14 protein-coding genes are annotated in these 15,205 nt (G+C 55.9%); 11 read left to right on the top strand and 3 right to left on the bottom strand.

The window, feature by feature from the left end; genetic code table 11:
• Window positions 1-55: 55 nt before the first annotated feature.
• A complete protein-coding gene (locus tag ACFFIY_RS05180) occupies window positions 56-1,171 on the bottom strand; it encodes a M24 family metallopeptidase (protein WP_354195633.1) in 1,116 nt (371 codons plus the stop codon).
• 238 nt (window positions 1,172-1,409) lie between these two features.
• On the opposite strand from ACFFIY_RS05180, the gene ACFFIY_RS05175 reads away from it, so the two are divergent.
• The 5 genes from ACFFIY_RS05175 (at window position 1,410) to opp4C (ending at window position 7,108) form a co-directional block, all read left to right on the top strand.
• Entirely contained in the window at window positions 1,410-2,393 is a 984-nt protein-coding gene (locus ACFFIY_RS05175; protein ID WP_354195635.1) for an ABC transporter ATP-binding protein, read from the top strand.
• Window positions 2,390-3,436: an ABC transporter ATP-binding protein gene (locus ACFFIY_RS05170; RefSeq protein ID WP_354195637.1), complete on the top strand. Its 1,047-nt coding sequence runs from the start codon at window positions 2,390-2,392 to the stop codon at window positions 3,434-3,436. Before ACFFIY_RS05175 ends, ACFFIY_RS05170 begins: the two co-directional genes overlap by 4 nt.
• Before the next feature lie 46 nt (window positions 3,437-3,482).
• Window positions 3,483-5,102, top strand: coding sequence for a peptide-binding protein (locus ACFFIY_RS05165; RefSeq protein WP_354195639.1), 1,620 nt, complete (start codon window positions 3,483-3,485; stop codon window positions 5,100-5,102).
• Between the two features lie 116 nt (window positions 5,103-5,218).
• Window positions 5,219-6,169: an ABC transporter permease gene (locus ACFFIY_RS05160; RefSeq protein ID WP_354195641.1), complete on the top strand. Its 951-nt coding sequence runs from the start codon at window positions 5,219-5,221 to the stop codon at window positions 6,167-6,169.
• A 21-nt stretch (window positions 6,170-6,190) separates the two neighbouring features.
• The gene (gene opp4C / locus ACFFIY_RS05155) at window positions 6,191-7,108 is read left to right on the top strand and encodes an oligopeptide ABC transporter permease (protein WP_354195643.1); all 918 of its coding nucleotides are present in this window, start codon (window positions 6,191-6,193) and stop codon (window positions 7,106-7,108) included.
• Between the two features lie 48 nt (window positions 7,109-7,156).
• On the opposite strand, the gene ACFFIY_RS05150 is transcribed toward opp4C, so the two are convergent.
• The gene (locus tag ACFFIY_RS05150; RefSeq protein ID WP_354195645.1) at window positions 7,157-9,199 is read right to left on the bottom strand and encodes a prolyl oligopeptidase family serine peptidase; all 2,043 of its coding nucleotides are present in this window, start codon (window positions 9,197-9,199) and stop codon (window positions 7,157-7,159) included.
• A gap of 349 nt (window positions 9,200-9,548) precedes the next feature.
• On the opposite strand from ACFFIY_RS05150, the gene ACFFIY_RS05145 reads away from it, so the two are divergent.
• Complete coding sequence (locus tag ACFFIY_RS05145; RefSeq protein ID WP_354195647.1) at window positions 9,549-10,244, top strand: endonuclease V; 696 nt, start codon at window positions 9,549-9,551, stop codon at window positions 10,242-10,244.
• Between the two features lie 64 nt (window positions 10,245-10,308).
• Here the strand turns inward: ACFFIY_RS05145 and ACFFIY_RS05140 are convergent, their stop codons facing one another.
• The gene (locus tag ACFFIY_RS05140; protein ID WP_354195649.1) at window positions 10,309-10,785 is read right to left on the bottom strand and encodes an immunity protein YezG family protein; all 477 of its coding nucleotides are present in this window, start codon (window positions 10,783-10,785) and stop codon (window positions 10,309-10,311) included.
• A gap of 165 nt (window positions 10,786-10,950) precedes the next feature.
• On the opposite strand from ACFFIY_RS05140, the gene rbsK reads away from it, so the two are divergent.
• From rbsK to ACFFIY_RS05115, 5 genes are all read left to right on the top strand, one after another.
• Window positions 10,951-11,859 carry a ribokinase gene (gene rbsK / locus ACFFIY_RS05135; RefSeq protein WP_354195651.1) on the top strand — a complete coding sequence of 303 codons (909 nt, stop codon included), beginning with the start codon at window positions 10,951-10,953 and terminating at the stop codon, window positions 11,857-11,859.
• Window positions 11,859-12,383, top strand: coding sequence for a dihydrofolate reductase family protein (locus ACFFIY_RS05130; RefSeq protein ID WP_354195653.1), 525 nt, complete (start codon window positions 11,859-11,861; stop codon window positions 12,381-12,383). The genes rbsK and ACFFIY_RS05130 overlap by 1 nt, the downstream gene beginning before the upstream one ends.
• A 31-nt stretch (window positions 12,384-12,414) precedes the next feature.
• The gene (locus ACFFIY_RS05125) at window positions 12,415-13,329 is read left to right on the top strand and encodes a nucleoside hydrolase (protein WP_354195655.1); all 915 of its coding nucleotides are present in this window, start codon (window positions 12,415-12,417) and stop codon (window positions 13,327-13,329) included.
• Between the two features lie 265 nt (window positions 13,330-13,594).
• Entirely contained in the window at window positions 13,595-14,788 is a 1,194-nt protein-coding gene (locus ACFFIY_RS05120; protein ID WP_354195657.1) for an NAD(P)-dependent malic enzyme, read from the top strand.
• A 67-nt stretch (window positions 14,789-14,855) separates the two neighbouring features.
• The gene (locus ACFFIY_RS05115; protein ID WP_354195659.1) at window positions 14,856-15,122 is read left to right on the top strand and encodes a YciI family protein; all 267 of its coding nucleotides are present in this window, start codon (window positions 14,856-14,858) and stop codon (window positions 15,120-15,122) included.
• Window positions 15,123-15,205: the final 83 nt, after the last annotated feature.

Here is a 15,205-nt window from a genome sequence, read left to right as displayed (position 1 = left end):
ACTTTATTGGAATAATAAAATCCCGGAGCCCTTTTGGACGCCGGGATTTTCGTATTCAGTTGTCGGATCCGACGATGCGAAGCTCCCTTGGGAAGGAAGTGAGCACTTCCGCTTTTCCGTCTTCGCCGATAAAGACCATGTCCTCGATCCGCACGCCGATTTTGCCCGGGATGTAGATGCCGGGCTCAATCGTGAACACTTGCCCCGGCACGGCCTGTTCCTCGTTTCGGCCGTGGACGGACGGTGCTTCATGGACTTCGATGCCGACCCCGTGGCCGACCCGGTTGTTGAAGTACTCACCGTACCCGGCCTCCGAGATTACATCGCGGGAAGCCCGGTCGATGTCCGCAAACACGGCGCCTTCCCGGGAAGCCTCAATGCCGGCCAGCGTCGACTTCAGGACAATGTCATAGATCTTCCGCGTTTCCTCACTCGCTTCGCCGACGACAAACGTCCGGGTGATGTCAGAGCAATACCCGTCTTTCACGACGCCCATGTCGATCAGGATGACATCCCCCGACCGGAACTTTCGCTCGCCCGGATTGCCGTGCGGCAGGGCGGCCTTCTCGCCCGCCAGCACCATCGTCGAAAACGACGGGCCGTCCGCGCCGACTTTCCGCATGAGGAACTCAAGCTCCGCGGTCAGTTCGCTTTCCGTCATGCCGACCCTGATCTTCCGGGCAGCGCCTTCCATCACTTCTTCGATAAGTCGGATCGCGGTGCGGAGCTTGTCCAGCTCTTCCGGTGATTTCTTCAGGCGAAGCCGTGCCGCGAGCGCACCGACATCCTGCACCTCAAGCTGCGGATAAGCCTTCGACAGAAGCTGATACCGCTCGTACGAGAAGACCGACCCTTCAATCCCAAGCTTGCCGGAAAGGGAACCCGCCGCTTCCTTGATCTTCTCAAACGGCAGCTCATCATCCGAAATTGCAACAAGGTGCTGCACATCGGACGCCTCTTCCGCAGCCGACAGATCCAGCGCCGGCACGAACAAGATCTCCGGGCTTCCGTCCGTGCGGAGCAGCAGCCCCATGAACCGCTCGTGGGGATCGGAGTTAAATCCGGTGAAATAAAACACATTCGCCGGCGACGTGATCAGCGCGCCCTGCAGTCCCTCTGACTGAAGCAGCTCTTTCAGCTGATCGCGTCTTTCTGAATAAATGGATGTCATGATGGTTCCTCCTTTTAAATACGCCAACAACAGTATAACGCTGTTGCAAGAATCGTGCCGGATAACCGGATGGTGGCAGATGACGTGTGTATAAAAAGGTGGACAAATTGATTGACATGTATAAAAAGGTGGACGCTTCAAACTGCATCTATTCATGAAGAACCAAACACTACGAGTTGGCATGAAGATTGCAAGATGGATAACAGAATAGAAAAAATATTCGATAAGGGGGGATCAGATGTCGACAAATGTTCTGGAAGTGAAAAGCCTCAAGACCTATTTCAACAAAAATAAAAAGACTGTCCGGGCAGTCGACGGCGTAGAGTTTTCGATCGGCAAAGGAGAGACGGTTGCGCTCGTCGGCGAGTCCGGCTGCGGGAAGAGCATGACCTCACTGTCCATCATGGGACTGGTTCCGGCGCCTGCCGGAAAAATCGTAGGCGGCGAAATTTTATTGAACGGAATCGATTTGGTCGGATTGCCTGAAAAGAAGATGTATGAAGTGCGCGGCAGGGAAGTGGCGATGATTTTCCAGGAACCAATGACCTCGCTCAATCCGGTTCTGACGATTGGGGATCAGCTGTCGGGCGTGGTCATGCATCATTTGAAACTGAGTAAAAAAGAAGCCATGAAAAAGTCGGCAGAAATGCTGGAAATCGTCGGGTTCGCTGATCCTGAAAAGACGTTGAAAGATTATCCTCACCGGTTGTCCGGCGGGATGCGTCAGCGGGTCATGATCGCCATGGCAATGTCCTGCAACCCGAAGCTGCTGATCGCAGATGAGCCGACCACGGCGCTCGATGTGACGATTCAGGCGCAGGTGCTGGAGCTGATGAAGGATCTCAGCCGGAAGTTTTCCACCTCAATTTTGCTGATCACGCATGATCTCGGCGTCGTTTCCGAACTGGCGGAACGGGTGATTGTCATGTATGCCGGTCAGATTGTGGAAATGGCCGACAGCAACCGGCTGTTCAACGATCCGCTTCATCCATATACGGAAGGCCTGATCGGATCGGTTCCGACCATTGACGGGGATATCCGGCGGCTTGAAGCCATCCCGGGAAATGTTCCCGCACCGGGCACTGAAATGCCGGGATGCCGGTTCGCCCCCCGGTGCAGCCGGGCGACGTCCAAATGTACGGAAAGCGTGCCGGAAATGCGGGTGCTGCCGGATGGTCGGTCGGTCCGCTGCGTGCTTTATGAAGAGGAGGCGGCACAATGACCGGAATCGGAGCGATTCATTCACCGGGACAAGCAGAAGCCGCCGAAAGTCAGCATGAAACGTTGCTTGAAGTCAAAAATCTTAAAATGCATTTTCCAATCAAAACAGGTGTGCTTCAGCGGGTGACGGGCCATGTGAAGGCAGTGGATGGTGTCAGCTTCGCCGTGAAAAAAGGCGAAACGATCGGGATTGTGGGCGAGTCGGGATGCGGAAAGTCAACAATGGGCCGATCGATCATCCGGCTTTACGAACCGACAGGCGGGGAAATCCTCTACAACGGGAAAGATATTGCCGGTCTGCCGGAGAAGCAGCTCCGCCCGCTCATCCGCCGGGAAATCCAGATGGTATTCCAGGATCCGAATGCCTCCCTCAACCCGAGGAAGTCTCTTGGAAGTGCACTGGCCGAACCAATGAAGGCGCACGGCCTTTATGAAAGCAGACAGGAGCGCATCGAAAGGATCGAGAAACTGCTCGATCTGGTCGGCCTACATCGTTCGGTCATCAATAACTATCCGCATGAGTTTTCAGGCGGCCAGCGTCAGCGGATCGGCATTGCCCGCGCGCTCGTACTGAATCCGGAACTGGTGATTGCGGATGAGGCGGTATCGGCGCTGGATGTGTCCGTTCAGGCACAGATCATCAACCTGTTGGAGGACCTTCAAGAGAAGCTCGGGCTCACTTACATTTTCATTTCGCATGATTTGAGTGTCGTCCGGCATATTTCAGACCGGGTCGGCGTCATGTATCTTGGCAAGCTGGTTGAACTGTCGGACAAAGAGGCGCTTTACGAAGAACCGCTTCATCCGTACACCCAGGCTCTGCTTTCTGCCATCCCCGTCATCAAGAAAGACGGAACAGAGGAGCGCGAGCGAATTGTCCTGAAGGGAGATCTGCCCAGCCCGTCCTCACCGCCGCCGGGCTGCATCTTCCATACGAGATGTCCATACAAAATGCCGATGTGTGAAACGATTGTGCCGGAATTCCGGGAAGCTGCACCGGGTCGGCAAGTTGCGTGCCATCTGTACGGGGAACCGCCGTTTTAACCGAGGAACGTGAAAACGCTTCAAACATTCAAAGGGGGAATTAAACTTGGCAAAGAAAAAGTTTGCGTGGCTGTCCATGCTGCTTGCTGTCTTATTGGTTGTCTCTGCATGCACGCCGGCGGATGAGATATCTGATGCGGAAGCCGCAACAAAACCGGACGGCGGAAAAGGCGGCGGGCTTGTGCTGGCGACGACGGCCGCACCGACCCTGTTCAACCCGTATTACTCCACGGATACATCCAGTTCTACGATTGAAGGATTTATTTTCAGCGGCCTTGTCACAGTGGATCACGACTTCAATCCGGAGGGCGATCTGGCCGAAAGCTGGGAGTTCTCTGATGACGGCCTCCGCTGGACATTCCATCTCCGCGAAAATGTCAAGTGGCATGACGGCGAGCCGTTCACGGCCGATGACGTGGTCTTCTCGTACAATATTCCGCTGAGCGAGGATTACGTCGGCCCGCGCGGACTCCCATTTGAAATTATCGAAGAGATCAATAAAGTCGACGATTACACAGTGGAATTCGTGCTGTCCGAGCCGTATGCACCGTTCATCACGATCACCGCCCAGTTTGAAGTGCTGCCTGAGCACATTCTCGGCGATGTCCCGATTGCCGATCTTGGAAAGCATAAGTTCAACACGAAAGAACCGGTCGGCACGGGGCCGTTCAAGTTCAAGGAATGGCGTGAAGGGGAGTATATTCTTCTGGATCGCAACGACGATTACTTCCTTGGCGCTCCGAAGTTGGATTCGATCACGTATAAAATTGTCCCGGATACAAATACAGCAATGGCTCAGCTTCAAGTAGGCGAGATCAATCTTGCAGGCATTTCACCCGAATATACGGAAATGGCCGAAGACCTTGCACAAAAAGGGAAGATCGAGTTGTCTTCCGGTCCGTCCAATGCGTTTGAGTACATCGGATACAACTTGAGGAACGAACTGTTCCAGGACAAAGAGGTTCGCCAGGCGCTGACCCACGCCATCGATAAAGAAGCGATCATCCAGGCAATCCTCGGCGGGGCGGGAACCGTCGCGCACGGCCCTGGCAGTCCCGCCAACTGGGCATTCAACCCCGATATGCCGGCGTTTGACTACGATCCGGAGAAGGCAAAACAGATGCTGAAAGAGGCAGGCTGGGAGCCGGGACCGGACGGGATTCTCCAGAAAGACGGCAAGAAGTTCGAATTCGTCTTGAAAACGACTTCTGCGAATGAAATCCGCCAGCAGATTGCAGAAGTGGCTCAGCAGCAATGGAGCGAAATTGGCATCAAAACCACGATTGAGCTTCTCGAGTGGAGTGCGTATGTCGAGCAGACAAGCCCGCCAAACTGGAACTTCGATGCTATGGTCGCCGGCTGGTCCATCGGAAGCGACCCGGACCCGACCTGGTTCTGGCACTCCTCCGAGATCGAGAATGGGCTGAACTATAATGGCTATTCCAATCCGAAGGTCGATGAACTGCTGTCCCAAAACACACAAATTTCCGATCTGGAAGAGCGCAAGCGGGTGATCGCCGAGGCGGACGCCATCGTCGCGGAAGATCAGCCGAACACGTTTATTTATTACGTGGAAGGATATTTGGCGAAATCCCCGAATCTCCACGGACCTGAATACAGTTCCGCCAACACTTATTACAAGCTCCACGAATGGTACATCGATTGACCGGTCCGTAAGACGGATGAGATCGAACATGGGATGGCCGGCCTTCTCCTCCCGCTGAAAATGAGGTGACAGGGGAAGGCCGTTGCAATCCTGTAAGGAAAGGAGCGGAACGGCAAATGTCAGCTTATATCATCAGGAGATCGCTTATGGCGATTCCGCTGCTCTTTATCATTACCATCATTTCTTTCGCCATGATGCGAATGGCTCCCGGAGATCCGACGGCATTGATGATGGATCCGATGATCAAACAGGAAAATCTGACGGCGTACAAGGAGTCCTATGGCCTGAACGATAATGTCGTCGTCCAATACGGCAGGTGGCTCGGAAACATGGTTCAGGGCAACTTCGGGGAGTCGCTCATCCGGCAAGGGGTTCCGGTAAAGGACCTGATTCTTGCAAGGCTTCCGAATACGTTATTGTTGATGCTGGTTTCAACGATTATCGCGTTCCTGATTTCGATTCCGCTTGGGGTTTATTCCGCGACAAGGCGGAATTCAAAAACTGACTACGCCATCACCTTCATTTCGTTTCTCGGGATTGCTACTCCAAGTTTCTGGATCGGCCTGATGCTCATCATGGTGCTGTCGGTGCATCTCGGCTGGTTCCCGATCGGAGGAGTGGCCAACATCGGCGAACCGTTCAGCATCTGGGACCGCCTCCACCATTTGATCCTGCCGGCATTCGTGCTGGCGACGGCAGACATGGCGGGGCTGACCCGGTATTCCCGCTCCAGCATGCTGGACGTTTTGCGCCAGGACTATATCCGTACGGCAAAGGCGAATGGTTTCCGCGAACGGACGGTCATCTTCAGACATGGCCTCCGAAATGCGCTCATTCCGATCATCACAATTTTCGGGCTTATGCTGCCGTCATTCATCGGCGGCTCGGTCATCATTGAAAGTGTGTTTGCCTGGCCGGGCATCGGCCTGCTGTTCATGGACGCCGCATTCCAAAGGGATTACCCGGTCATCATGGCCGTGGTCGTCATTGCCGCGGCGCTCGTTGTGATCGGCAATCTGCTGGCGGATATCCTGTACGCCGTCTTTGATCCGAGGATCGAATATTGACCTATGAAAGGAGGGCTTGACGTGACCTTGACAGAAGAACCGAGACTGACCGGCCGGCCGGCCCTTCCGGAAGAACCGGCGGTCGCACCCCATGAGCCGATCTGGAAACTGATGCTCCGCAAATACATGAAAAACAAGTTGGCAGTGATCGGGGCAGTCTTATTGTTTCTGATCATCGGGGCGGCGATTTTCGCCCCTTGGCTTGCACCGAAAGATCCAAGCCAGCAAGTATTGCTCGATAAGCTGGCACCGCCCGGTAAAGACTATCCGCTCGGGGCCGACAATTTGGGACGTGATACGCTGAGCCGATTGCTGTTCGGTGCCAGGATCTCGCTGCTCGTCGGCTTTGCTTCAGTGGCCGGATCCATTTTCATCGGCACGGTCGTCGGTGCGGTCGCCGGCTATTATGGAGGCAAGTTGGACGCCGTGCTGATGAGGTTTGTGGATGCGGTAATCTCGTTCCCGTCACTGTTTCTGCTCATCACACTCGTGACGATTTTTGAACCGAGCATCATGACGCTCATCGGCATCTTTGCCATCTTCGGCTGGACAGGAACGGCCCGTCTTGTGCGAGGAGAATTCCTGTCTCTCCGTAAGTCCGAATTTGTTCTGGCTGCGCGAACTCTCGGCATCCGGAACGGCCGCATCATCTTCTCCCACATTCTGCCGAATGCACTCGGCCCGATCATCGTATCGGCGACGCTCGGCGTCGGCGGGGTCATTCTCGGAGAAGCCGCCCTCAGCTATCTCGGCCTCGGAATCCAGCCGCCGACACCGAGCTGGGGCAATATGCTCCAAAGTGCACAGAATCCGCAGATCATGCTCGGTGCCTGGTGGTACCCTTTGTTCCCGGGGCTCATGATCCTCACCACCGTGCTCGCCTTCAACTTTGTCGGTGACGGTCTGCGCGATGCGTTTGATCCGAAAATCGAAGACTGACCATTAGAAAAACCGCTTCCCGCTTTCAGCGCGGGGAGCGGTTTTTCGTCAATTCAGGATACCGAGTTGTTCATAAAGGAACGAGTAGATATCCGTGTGTTCTTCAATCAGCTTCGATGTCGGTTTGCCGAGCCCGTGTCCCGCGTCTTTCTCGATGCGGAGCAGGACCGGCTTGTCTCCGCGCTGTGCCTCCTGTAGGGTGGCGGCGTACTTCATCGCATGGGCCGGAACGACCCGGTCGTCGGTGTCCGCGGTTGTGATGAGTGTGGCCGGATGTTCGCGCTCCCGCACGTTGTGGAGCGGGGAGTAAGCATAAAGCGTTTTGAATGCTTCCTCGCCGTCATCCACCGAGCCGAACTCAGATGTCCAGAACCGTCCGACGGTGAACAGCTGATAACGCAGCATGTCCGTCACCGGCACCTGGCAGATGACCGCGCCGTACAGATCCGGGCGCTGGTTGAGGCAGGCGGAGACGAGCAGGCCGCCGTTGCTGCCGCCCATGATGGCAAGCTTTTCGGGCTGCGTCCAGTTGTTCTCGACGAGCCATTCGCCCGCAGAGATGAAGTCTTCAAAGACCCGCTGCTTGCTGCCGAACGTCCCCGCCTGATGCCAGGCCTCTCCGTATTCTCCGCCGCCCCTCAGGTTGGCGACGGCATAGATGCCGCCGTCTTCGATAAAGAGGGCGTTGGCCGGCGAATAGGACGGGGTCATGCTGATGTTGAACCCGCCGTATCCGTATAGGAGGACGGGGTTCGTCCCGTCTGCTGCCACTACTTTTTTTCGTGTGAGGAACATCGGAACCTTTGTGCCGTCTTTTGACGGATAAAACACCTGGACCGTTTCATATCCGTCCGGATTCAGTCCTCCCTCTGCAATGAACACACGGTCCGTTTTTTGTTCGTCCAGCTTCCAGCGGACGACGGTCAGCGGTGTCAGGAACGATGTATACGAGATGAACAGGTCGCGGCTTTTCTTATCGAATGAAAGCCCTTGGATCGTGATCATTTCAGGGAGCGGGGGCACTGCATCTTGTTTGCCTTCCAGTGTGTGGATCTCCAGGTGGTGGCGGGCGTCTTTCATGTAGGCGACGGCCAGCCGGTCATCGGCGAGTTTCGGGTAATAAAGGACTTCTTCGCGTTCGGGAAGAATGTCTTGCCAGTTGGAGCGGTCCGGCGAGTCCAGGTCGACGGCGATGATTTTTCCGTTCGGCGCTTCGCTGTTCGTGTACAGGTAGAAGAGGCGGTCTTTGTTGCCGATATAGGAGTAGTAGGCGTCGCCTTCTGCGGCGAGCGGCTTGAATTCACCGTTCCCATCCGCCGGGCGGTAGTAGAGCCGGCTTTTGTTCTCGGTCCCTTTCCAGGAAGCGAGGATCAGCCAGCGGCGGTCGTCGGTGAGCGTGGTGCCGAAGCTCAGTTCTTTGTCGTCCGGGCGCTCATGGATCAGCTCGTCGTCTTGCTGGTGTTGGCCGAGCAGGTGGAGATAGAGTTTGTTGTAATTGCCTTCGTCCTCCGGAGCCACAGTTCCCGGCTGCGGATAGCGGCTGTAATAAAACCCGCTGTCATCGCCCGTCCAGGTGATGTCGGTGAATTTGCACCAGCGGATCTCATCCGGGAGGTCTTTTCCGGTTTCCAGGTCGCGGATTTTTATGGTGCACCAGTCCGAACCGTTTTCGGAAAGCGCATAGGCGAGCAGCTTTCCGTCATGGCTGAACGATGTGGCGGTGATCGCCGTCGTGCCGTCGGGGTTCAGGTCGTTCGGGTCGATGACGATTTCCGGCTCGGAATCATCCAGTTGCTCCACCCGGCAGAACACCGGCTGGTTTTGCAGGCCGCTGTTCATATGGAAGTAATAATAGCCGCCCTCTTTTTCAGGCAGCCCGCGCAAAGGATGATTGCGCTTTTCGGTGAGGCGCTCCTTGAAAACGGAGCGGGCGGACAGGGCGTCGAAGTACTTTCGCGTGGCGCTGTTTTGCCGGTCGGCCCATTGTTTCGTTTCAGGGCTTTCCGGATCTTCAAGCCAGCGGTACGGATCGCGGACAGTGGTGCCATAGAAGTTGTCGGCAATGTCGGTTTTGGTTGCAGATGGGTTCATGGTCATCCTCCTCAAATGGTTTCACTCAACTTAATATGCAAGTTGCATACCATTTTCGTTTTACCGGGATGAAAATCCTTGGCTGCGGGGAAATTTAGGCGCCTCCTGACTGGGCTCACCATTTCTTCTCCTTCTGAGTGGAATTCACACGGAGAACAGGACACAAACACCTTAAGAGTCCGATTCGAGGCGCTTAGAGTCCGATTCGCGTGGCTAAGAGTCCGATTCACATTGCTAAGAGTCCAATTCATTCACAGGTAAGGGCAGTCGACGCCGGCTGCTTTTTGCTTTTGGGTAAACTTTGTAAGAGGATAGACCAATAACCACACGCAGAACAGGAGTTGGGGGCATGGAGATTCACCTTGTGCATCCGGTTCATCCCAGGCCGGATGAGTTCGTCGGTATTCAGGAAATGCTAAGACAGCAGGTCCGGACGAATCGCCCGTTGACGTTTTCCGGGCTGTCGACTGTGGCGGGTGTGGATATTGCGTATGGGGAACAAGAGGGAATGGAAACCGGGTTTTGCCATATTGCGCTGTTCAAACTGCCTTCCATGGAAATTATCGAGCGGGCGGAAAGCCAAGGCCCGATCACCGTTCCTTACATGCCGGGCTTCCTGACATTCAGGGAGTTGCCGCTCATCCTGGATGCCGCACAAAAACTTCAGAACGTGCCGGATCTTTTCATGTTTGACGGCAACGGGATCCTGCATCCGCGCCGGATGGGGATTGCGACCCACGCGTCGTTTTTTCTCGGGAAGCCGACAATTGGCATCGCGAAAACTTACTTTAAAGTGGGTGAGACGGAATACCTTCAGCCCGCGCCGGAAAAGGGGAGTTTTACGGACATCATCGTCGGAGGCGAGCCGATCGGCCGGGCGGTCCGCACGTCGGCGGGCGTGAAGCCGGTGTTCGTTTCGCCGGGCAATCAAATCGACTTGTCTTCCGCAACGGACATCGCCCTTCAACTGACAGGACCGGACAGCCGGATACCGGTCCCGGTCAGGGAAGCGGATATCCAGACGAGGAACATGCGCCGCCGGTAAGGTGATGCAAAGTAGAAAGCCCATGATTCCCGGAGAATCATGGGCTTTGTTTATTGATCTGACTTCAGCCGAAGAGGTTTCGGATTTTGCTGAGCCATCCTTCGGGCTGCGGCGGAAGGCCCGCTTTCTGTCTTTTTTTGCTTTCCGGATAAACAAACGTCTCGGCGAATTTCTCTTCTGTTTTGGGCAATGGCCGGTCATTCAGCTGTTCATGGCCGTAGTCCAACTTGAGTTGCCCTTCTTCCGAGATGGAAAGAGTCAGGCTTGTGAATGGCTGCCTTTCTTGCCGGATGAATTCATCGCCCAGTTCTTCAATCAGAACGTCGATTTGACGGTCGCTCTTGTACCACTCGTCGTGGTCCAGATCGAGGATGTAAGCCATTTCGATACTCGGGATGAATTCGGCACTGTCTTTTTTAAAATAATAGAAGAAGTGGTCGGACGCCCCGTCTTCATACTCGGCATAAAACATGATCTGATCCCACTCCTCAGGAATCAGCTTGATGAGGGATTCGACAATCTTTTGGGTGAGATGTTCCAATGGTTCGGTGTTCAAGGCGCTTTCCTCTTTTCCGTTTTTGGCTGGCACTTATTCTTTAATTCTATCCCAACCCACGACAATTTACATAATCGCCTTTGCAATAGGTTGCGCGGGCACCCGGTCGGCGGTACGCTTGGTTTATCATGAAACGAAGCAGGTGATGGAATGGACCGGAGAGTGGCGGTGGTGGGAAGCCTCAATATGGATCTGATCACGCGGACGGCGCGGCTGCCGAAGATCGGCGAGACGATTCTCGGAGAGTCGATTGACTATTTGCCGGGCGGAAAGGGTGCGAACCAGGCAGTGGCGGCTGCGCGTCTCGGCTGCCGGGTTGACATGGTCGGTGCGGTCGGGGCGGACGCGTTCGGGGATGTGCTGATTGCGGGGCTGGAGGAAGACGGCATCGAGACCGGATCCGTTCGACGCACGGATGTGCCGACGGGCATTGCGAATATTTTCAGCGTCGGCGGCGACAATTGCATTACGGTTGTGCCGGGGGCGAACGGAACGGTGACGCCGGATAGCCTGGACGATAAAGCGATGGCGGCGATCCGGGAAGCGGATGTCGTGATTTTGCAGATGGAGATTCCGGTTGAAACGGTAACGCATGTGCTGGCTGAAGCAAAGAAAGCCGGGGTCAGGACGATTTTGAATCCGGCTCCGGCACAGGTGCTTCCGGACAGCCTGCTGGCGGACGTGGATTATTTGACGCCGAATGAAACAGAGTTTGAATTGCTCGCGGGTCGCAGGTTTTCTTCGGATCTTGAGCTGGAGGTCCTCATGAAAGAATGGGAGGACCGGCACGGCCATGCACTCATTGTGACACTCGGGGAGCGGGGCTGCACGTTCCTTGAAGACGGCCGGATGGCCACAATCGCCCCGCCAAAAGTGAAGGCAGTCGACACGACGGGCGCGGGAGACTGCTTTAACGGAGCCCTCGCGAGCGGAATTGCCCAAGAATGGCCGTTGCGCCGGTCGCTCGAGTTTGCCGTCGCTGCTTCGTCTCTTGCTGTCACGAAGTTCGGCGCGCAGGCGGGCATGCCGACCCTCGAGGATGTCGGGGTGGACGGCTGATGAACCGGGAACTTGTTTTTTACGGGGCGATCAGTCTGGATGGCTATCTTGCACGGATGGACGGCTCGCTGGATTGGCTGATCGGCACGGAAGGCGAGGATGAATCGGGATATGAGGAATTCTATGAAACGATCGGCACTGTCTTAATGGGACGGAAAACCTACGATGAGATTCTCGGAATGTTCCCGGACGAGTTCCCTTATGCCGGGAAAGCATGCTACGTGTTTTCGAGGGAGAAGAAAGGCTTCGATGGGCAGGTCACTTTCGTCAATGAAGACATCGAAGAATTTGTCCGAGCCCTGAAAGAGCAAGAAGGCGGCCGGATCTGGATGGTGGGCGGCGGTCAGGCGTTGGCGCCGCTGCTGGATGCCGGCCTGGTCGATGAACTGGTGATCCAGATCACGCCGGCCGTCCTGGGCGGGGGGCTGCCGCTTTTCTCTGCCGGTGTGCGGGAGCGCCGGTTTGATCTGAAGGAAGTCCGGCGGTTCGGACAGTTTGCCGAACTGCGGTACAGGAAAAAGTAAACTGCTGATTGGAGAAAGGGTGGAAGGCAGCATGAAAAAACTGCTGTTGGACGTAGACACGGGAATCGACGACGCGATCGGAATCATCCTCGCGGCAAAGCGTGCGGAAGTCGTCGGGATCACGACGGTGAACGGAAATACATCGCTGGACAATGCGACGGTGAACACGCTGAAAGTGCTGAAGCTGATCGGGCGGGAGGATATCCCGGTCGTGCGCGGCGCGGACCGGCCGCTGCTCCGCGAACCCCATTTTGAAGTGAGCGTGCACGGAGACGACGGAATCGGCGGTGCGCTCAAGCGGATGGAAATCGGCGAAGCGTCACCCGGATTCGGTCCGGATTTCATCATTGAACAGGCGGAGAAGCACGGGGGAGAGCTGACGCTCGTCTTGACGGCGCCGCTGACGAACATGGCGCTCGCGATCCGAAAAGAACCCCGCCTGAAGGACTGGCTGAAGGAAGTCATCATCATGGGCGGAGCGGTCCGGGTGCCCGGCAACATCACGCCGACGGCCGAGTACAACATGTACATCGATCCGGAGGCGGCCAAAATCGTTTTGCATTCCGGTCTTCCGGTGAAACTCGTGGGTCTGGACGTCACGGAGCAAACGTTGCTCACCGGATCGGAGATCGAGCGGATGCAGGGCAATCCGGAAGGTCAGTTCGTCAAGGACTCGACCGGCGGCTACATGAAACGGTATGAGGAAATCACCGGTCTTCACGCCTGTGCGATGCATGATCCGTTTGCCGTCGGCGTGGCAATCGACCCGTCGTTCGCCTGGACGGAGCGGCTGCATGTGGACGTCGAGACCAACTCGGACCTTTGCGACGGGCAGACCGTGGCCGACTTTTCCAACTGGACGGGCAAAGAGCCGAATATCGATGTCTGCCTGGAAGCGGACAGCGAACGGTTCATCGAATACCTTGTGGAAACGATCAGACTCTGATCTTGGTGACAACAGCCGGACTTGGAACCTTTTCTATGGCTCCAAATCCGGCTTTCTTTTTCCAGAGGTCCTTTTTTGAAACTTAAATCCAGTTAATCCCTTCTTTTTCAGTTCATTCGTCCGGAAAAAAGCGCTTGCCGGCCGCCTTTTTCCGCATTTTATCGGAAACCTGCGGAATCGGGTTGATAATCGGGGCAAGCTAACGTACAATGAATTTTATTTCAAAAATATTCGGTCTATTCAAGACCTAAAGGAGTGGATGCCGGTGGATGTCTATCGGGAAGCGCTGGAGCTGCACAGGGAGCTGGAAGGGAAATTGGAAATGACGCTGAAGGCGCCGATCGAGACGAAACGGGATTTGAGCCTGCTGTATTCGCCCGGCGTGGCGGCCCCTTGCATGGAGATCAGCGAGGAACCGGCCAAGATTTATGATTATACGATGAAGGGGCACACGGTCGGCGTCATCAGCAACGGGACGGCAGTGCTCGGGCTCGGAAACATCGGCGCGTCCGCATCGATTCCCGTCATGGAAGGAAAGGCGGCGCTCATCCGCCGGTTCGGCGGGATTGATTCGTTCCCGGTTGCGCTCGATACGGAAGATCCGGATGAGTTCGTCAAGGCCGTCACGCTGATGGCTCCCGTGTTCGGCGCGATCAATCTCGAAGACATCGCGGCACCTGCTTGTTTTGAGATCGAAAACCGGCTGAAGGCGGCGCTCGATATTCCGGTGTTCCACGACGACCAGCACGGTACGGCGATCGTCGTGGCGGCGGGGCTGATCAATGCGGCGAAATTGACCGGCCGACCGCTCGGCGAACTGAAGGTTGTCATGAACGGCGCAGGTGCAGCAGGCGTGGCGATTGCGAAGCTGCTTGGCACGTTCGGCGTGGAGGACATTGTCATGTGCGATACGGCAGGTGCGATTTATGAGGGGCGTGCGGAGCGCATGAACCCGATGAAGGAAGAAATCGCGGGAATGACGAATCCGGAGCGGCTTGACGGTGCGCTCGGCGACGTGATCCAAGGCGCGGATGTGTTCATCGGGGTGTCGGCCGCAGGTGCCCTCACAGAAGAAATGGTTCGCTCGATGGCACCCGATCCTATAATCTTCGCGATGGCAAATCCGACGCCGGAAATCATGCCGGACGAGGCGATTGCAGCGGGAGCGCGGATCATCGGCACCGGCCGGTCGGATTACCCGAACCAGGTGAACAACATCCTCGCGTTCCCGGGCATCTTCAAGGGCGCGCTTTCCGTCCGTGCGAAAGATGTGAATGAAGAGATGAAGCGGGCCGCGGCGGAGGCGATTGCGGCTCTCGTCGGATCCGATCAGCTCAGTGAGGAGTTCGTCATTCCGGATCCGTTCGACCCCCGCGTGCCCGAAGCGGTGGCGCAGGCAGTCGCCGAAGCGGCCATCCGGAGCGGCGTCGCCCGGCGTGTAGCGGTTTGCGTTGTCTGAATGCAGGAGATTTCCTCTCTTTCTCGAATGGTTATTAATGAATCGATGAGAGATGGAGGAAAAGAATATGAATTATTACGCGGTTTATCTGCCGATGAAGGATGAAGAACTAAGTGCGATTTACCGGCCGGACCACCTGGCTTATCTGGACGCCCGGATGGCGGAAGGGAAAGTGAAGGCGAAGGGCCGATTCACCGACGGCTCCGGCGGCCTCGTCATTTACCAGGCCGAATCGCAGGAAGACGTCGAAGAGTATGTCCAGCACGATCCGTATATCGTCCACGGCGCCCGCTCCTACGAGATCAAAGAGTGGGAAGCGGCGTTTGCGGAATAAGGGAAATGAAAAAGCAGCCATTGCGGCTGCTTTTTTGCGTATTGGAAGGTGAAATGCAGGGGCTTCGCCGAAGCGTTATCTTT

Origin of the sequence: Bhargavaea ullalensis, from assembly GCF_042432615.1 — a bacterium.
GTDB classification, from domain to species: Bacteria; Bacillota; Bacilli; order Bacillales_A; family Planococcaceae; genus Bhargavaea; species Bhargavaea ullalensis.
Note: the sequence above shows the minus strand (reverse complement) of the source record. Positions and strands in the feature narration are given on the sequence as shown.

Excerpts from the sequence above, each read along its gene's own strand:
- ACFFIY_RS05175 (WP_354195635.1), top strand. The coding sequence starts at position 1,410 with ATGTCGACAAATGTTCTGGAAGTGAAAAGCCTCAAGACCTATTTCAAC.
- ACFFIY_RS05150 (WP_354195645.1), bottom strand. The coding sequence starts at position 9,199 with ATGAACCCATCTGCAACCAAAACCGACATTGCCGACAACTTCTATGGC.
- ACFFIY_RS05170 (WP_354195637.1), top strand. The coding sequence starts at position 2,390 with ATGACCGGAATCGGAGCGATTCATTCACCGGGACAAGCAGAAGCCGCC.
- ACFFIY_RS05115 (WP_354195659.1), top strand. The coding sequence starts at position 14,856 with ATGAATTATTACGCGGTTTATCTGCCGATGAAGGATGAAGAACTAAGT.
- rbsK (WP_354195651.1), top strand. The coding sequence starts at position 10,951 with ATGGACCGGAGAGTGGCGGTGGTGGGAAGCCTCAATATGGATCTGATC.
- ACFFIY_RS05160 (WP_354195641.1), top strand. The coding sequence starts at position 5,219 with ATGTCAGCTTATATCATCAGGAGATCGCTTATGGCGATTCCGCTGCTC.
- ACFFIY_RS05145 (WP_354195647.1), top strand. The coding sequence starts at position 9,549 with ATGGAGATTCACCTTGTGCATCCGGTTCATCCCAGGCCGGATGAGTTC.
- ACFFIY_RS05125 (WP_354195655.1), top strand. The coding sequence starts at position 12,415 with ATGAAAAAACTGCTGTTGGACGTAGACACGGGAATCGACGACGCGATC.
- ACFFIY_RS05180 (WP_354195633.1), bottom strand. The coding sequence starts at position 1,171 with ATGACATCCATTTATTCAGAAAGACGCGATCAGCTGAAAGAGCTGCTT.
- ACFFIY_RS05130 (WP_354195653.1), top strand. The coding sequence starts at position 11,859 with ATGAACCGGGAACTTGTTTTTTACGGGGCGATCAGTCTGGATGGCTAT.